The sequence below is a fragment of the Bradyrhizobium sp. P2_E8 genome (assembly GCF_056403875.1).
This window is the reverse complement of the sequence record NZ_JBFUES010000864.1, coordinates 1-3,206: the sequence shown is the minus strand read 5'-3', so window position 1 is coordinate 3,206 and position 3,206 is coordinate 1. Positions and strand designations below refer to the sequence as shown.

The 3,206-nt window shown below is 63.8% G+C and carries 3 protein-coding genes; 2 read left to right on the top strand and 1 reads right to left on the bottom strand.

What is annotated here, in order from left to right:
- Window positions 1-255 precede the first annotated feature (255 nt).
- Window positions 256-1,806: a winged helix-turn-helix domain-containing tetratricopeptide repeat protein gene (locus AC1D00_RS33285; RefSeq protein WP_477013585.1), complete on the bottom strand. Its 1,551-nt coding sequence runs from the start codon at window positions 1,804-1,806 to the stop codon at window positions 256-258.
- 134 nt (window positions 1,807-1,940) lie between these two features.
- On the opposite strand from AC1D00_RS33285, the gene mddA reads away from it, so the two are divergent.
- On the top strand, window positions 1,941-2,729 hold the full coding sequence (gene mddA / locus AC1D00_RS33280; protein ID WP_025575227.1) for a methanethiol S-methyltransferase: 789 nt from the start codon (window positions 1,941-1,943) through the stop codon (window positions 2,727-2,729).
- Window positions 2,730-2,953: 224 nt separating this feature from the next.
- Window positions 2,954-3,206 (top strand): GFA family protein (locus AC1D00_RS33275; protein ID WP_477013584.1); only part of this gene is annotated, 253 nt, incomplete at its 3' end.

Here is a 3,206-nt window from a genome sequence, read left to right as displayed (position 1 = left end):
GCTCTTAGCTGCCCCCTCTAGGCAGGGAATCGCATTTGAGAGCGATTCCTGCGGCCATCCTTCGAGACGCCCGCTTTAGGCGGGCTCCTCATGATGAGGACGGACTGTGTGGAGCAGCTTCAATGGGCACGGTGCTGATTAGCCTCATCCTGAGGAGACCGCGGAGCGGTCGTCTCGAAGGGCGAGGCGTGCAGCCAAGCGCTGCCAAAAGCCATATGCGATTGCCCTGCACCTCGAAGGGGAGGGTAGGAGGTGTTACCGCAACCCCGCCCGCCGGAATCCTTCCAGATAGTGCTCGCGATCGGCGTCGCTGGCCCATGGCAGTTGCGTCGCGATCCAGTGCAGCGAGATGCCCGGCTGGGTGCGGCGGAGCTCGCCCAGCGCCGTCTCCGCAAGCACCCCGTCGCCAGTCATGCCGGCGGACACGGCGAGCACGCGATAGGCGCCGGTGAGGTCGCCGCGATGGCGGATCGCCTCGCGCGCGAGCGCGATGGCCTCGTCATAGCGCCGCTCGGTGAAGCGCGCATAGCCCGCGATACCGTGATAGATCGCCAGCGACGGGTCGCGCGGTGAGAGACGGATCGCCCTCTGCGCCGCCTCGAACGAGTCCTTCGACCGCCCGGCATAGGACAGCGCCAGCGCGTAATAGCCCTGCGCCATCGAGAAGTTCGGATTGAGCGCGAGCGCCTGCTCGAACTCGGACAGTGCGTCCGTAAGCCTGCGCGTCGAGAAGTAGACGCTGCCGAGCCCGGCATGCGCCCAGGCATCCTCATGATCGCAGCGTACCGCGGCCAGCGCGGCGGCTTCCGCTATCGGCGCCACCCTCGCCAGCTCGGCCCAGCCGAGATGCGCGCCGAACATGTGGTTCGCCGCGAGCAACGACAGCGCCTGGCCGTAATTCGGATCGATGCCGATCGCGCGCTCGAGCAGCGCCTGTGCGGCCTCGTGATCCTGCCGCGTCACGCGCCAGTAATGCGACAGCGCGCGCATCAACAGGTCCCAGGCGTCGAGGCTCGCGGGCGGCTTGCGACGGCTGCGAAAATCCTCCGCCGCGTGGATCCGCGGCTCGATCGCCGCGACGATCGCGTTGGTGATCTCGTCCTGCACGGCGAAGACGTCGACGAGCTCGCGGTCGTAACGCTCCGCCCAGAGATGACTGCCCGATGTCGCGTCGTTGAGCTGTGCGGTGATGCGCACCCGGTTGTTCGCCTTGCGCACGCTGCCTTCGACGATGTAGCGGACGCCGAGCTCCTCGGCGATCTGCCTGATGTGGACCGCGCGTCCCTTGTAGGTGAAGGACGAGTTGCGGGCGATCACCATGAACCAGCGCTGCTTCGACAGCGCGGTGAGGATGTCCTCGCTGATCCCGTCGCCGAAATAGTCCTGAGCGGGATCGCCGCTCATGTTCTCGAAGGCGAGCACCGCGATCGCCGGGCGGTCCGCCGCGGTGCGCGGCCGGGCTGGGACGGGCTCGGCGGGCGCAGGCGCCGCTGCCAACTCTTCCCGGACCTCGCCGATGAAACGAAAGCCCTTGCGCGGGATCGTCTTGATCAGCCGCTGTGCCGCGCCGTCGTCGCCGAGCGCTTTGCGCGCGGCGTTGATCCGGCTGTTCAGGGCGGAATCCGAGACGATGCGGTCGCTCCAGATCTGGCTGATCAGGTCATCCTTGCTGACCACTCGCGCCCGTTGCGCCACGAGGTAAAGCAAGAGATCGAACACTTGGGGCTGCAACGGCACGGTGACCCCGGCGCAGGTCAGTTCGCGCAGGTCGCCGTCGAGCACGTTGTTTTCAAAGCAAAATCGCACGTTTCTGTCGTCTCAAGCAAAAATCAAAGTCGTCTCAGGCGAAAATCAACCGTCCGCGAAAGTCTTGGGCATACCGATGCGGCATGGTGCAGCGACCAATGAAGTGCCGGCGTTTTGGCACAACGGAGCTTTCCATGTCCCAAATTGATCATCAGATTCATTCAATCGGCCCGGAGGTTGCGGGCCCACGCATTTTCAAGTTCATCGCCTTTCTGTACGGAATTGCGGCATATCTCGTGTTTTTCGTCACCATTCTCTACGCTATCGGCTTCGTGATGGGGCTGGTGGTGCCGAAGACCATCGACACCGGAGCTGAAGCGCCCGTCGTTCGCGCGGTCATCATCAATCTGCTGCTGATGTCGCTGTTCGCGGTTCAACACAGCGTGATGGCGCGCCAGCAATTCAAGGCGTGGTGGACGCAGTTCGTCCCCAAGCCGGTCGAGCGATCGACTTACGTGCTGTTCGCGAGCCTGTCATTGCTCCTCCTGTTCTGGCAGTGGCGTCCGCTGCCTGCGGTCATATGGGAGGTCGAGGATCCCGATCTTGCCGTGACGCTGGTCACGCTGTCCTTCGCGGGTTGGATATTGGTGTTCACCTCGACCTTCATCATCAATCATTTCGAATTGTTCGGCCTGCATCAGGTGACTAACCATCTCGTCGGCAAGGAACCGGCGCCGCCGCGTTTCAAGACGCCGCTGCTCTACAAGTTCGTCCGTCATCCGATCTATCTCGGCTTCATCATGGCGTTCTGGGCGGCACCGGTCATGACCGCGGGCCATCTGCTGTTCGCGGTCGTGACCACGCTCTACATCTTCGTCGGGATCGCGCTGGAGGAGCGCGACCTCGTCGATCTCTTCGGCGACGAATACCGGCAGTACAAACAACGCGTGTCGATGCTTATTCCCTGGCGCCGGTCAGTTTAGTCGTCGCGTCTTTCCGCCGCGTCCGCCGAAAGGAGGACGCGCGACGGAACTGAGGCGTGTATCTCGCCGGACTCCAGCCTTCTGCGTCCCTCGGGGTGATTACCCTCACTCCGATGCCACCAGCGCGAGCGGACCTCGTCGCGACCCCGCATCCGCCTTCGCCGAGATCTCGGCGAACCGGAGCGGGGCGAGGATTTTCAACCTTCATCAACGGAGACGACCAAATGAAACATGTCGGACACTGCTTCTGCGGCGCGGTTACGGTCGAGGTCACGGGTGCGCCGGAGGCGATGGGCTATTGCCATTGCGGCTCCTGCCGGTCCTGGTCCGGCGGACCGGTGAACGCCTTCAGCCTGTGGAAGCCCGATGCCGTGCGCATCACCGAGGGCGCGCAGCACGTCGAAACCTTCGCCAAGACGCCGCTCAGCCAGCGCAAATATTGCAGGAAGTGCGGCGGCCATCTCATGACCAATCACC

Bases quoted from the DNA above. Each gene is read 5' to 3' on its own strand.
- mddA (WP_025575227.1), top strand. From the start codon at position 1,941: ATGTCCCAAATTGATCATCAGATTCATTCAATCGGCCCGGAGGTTGCG.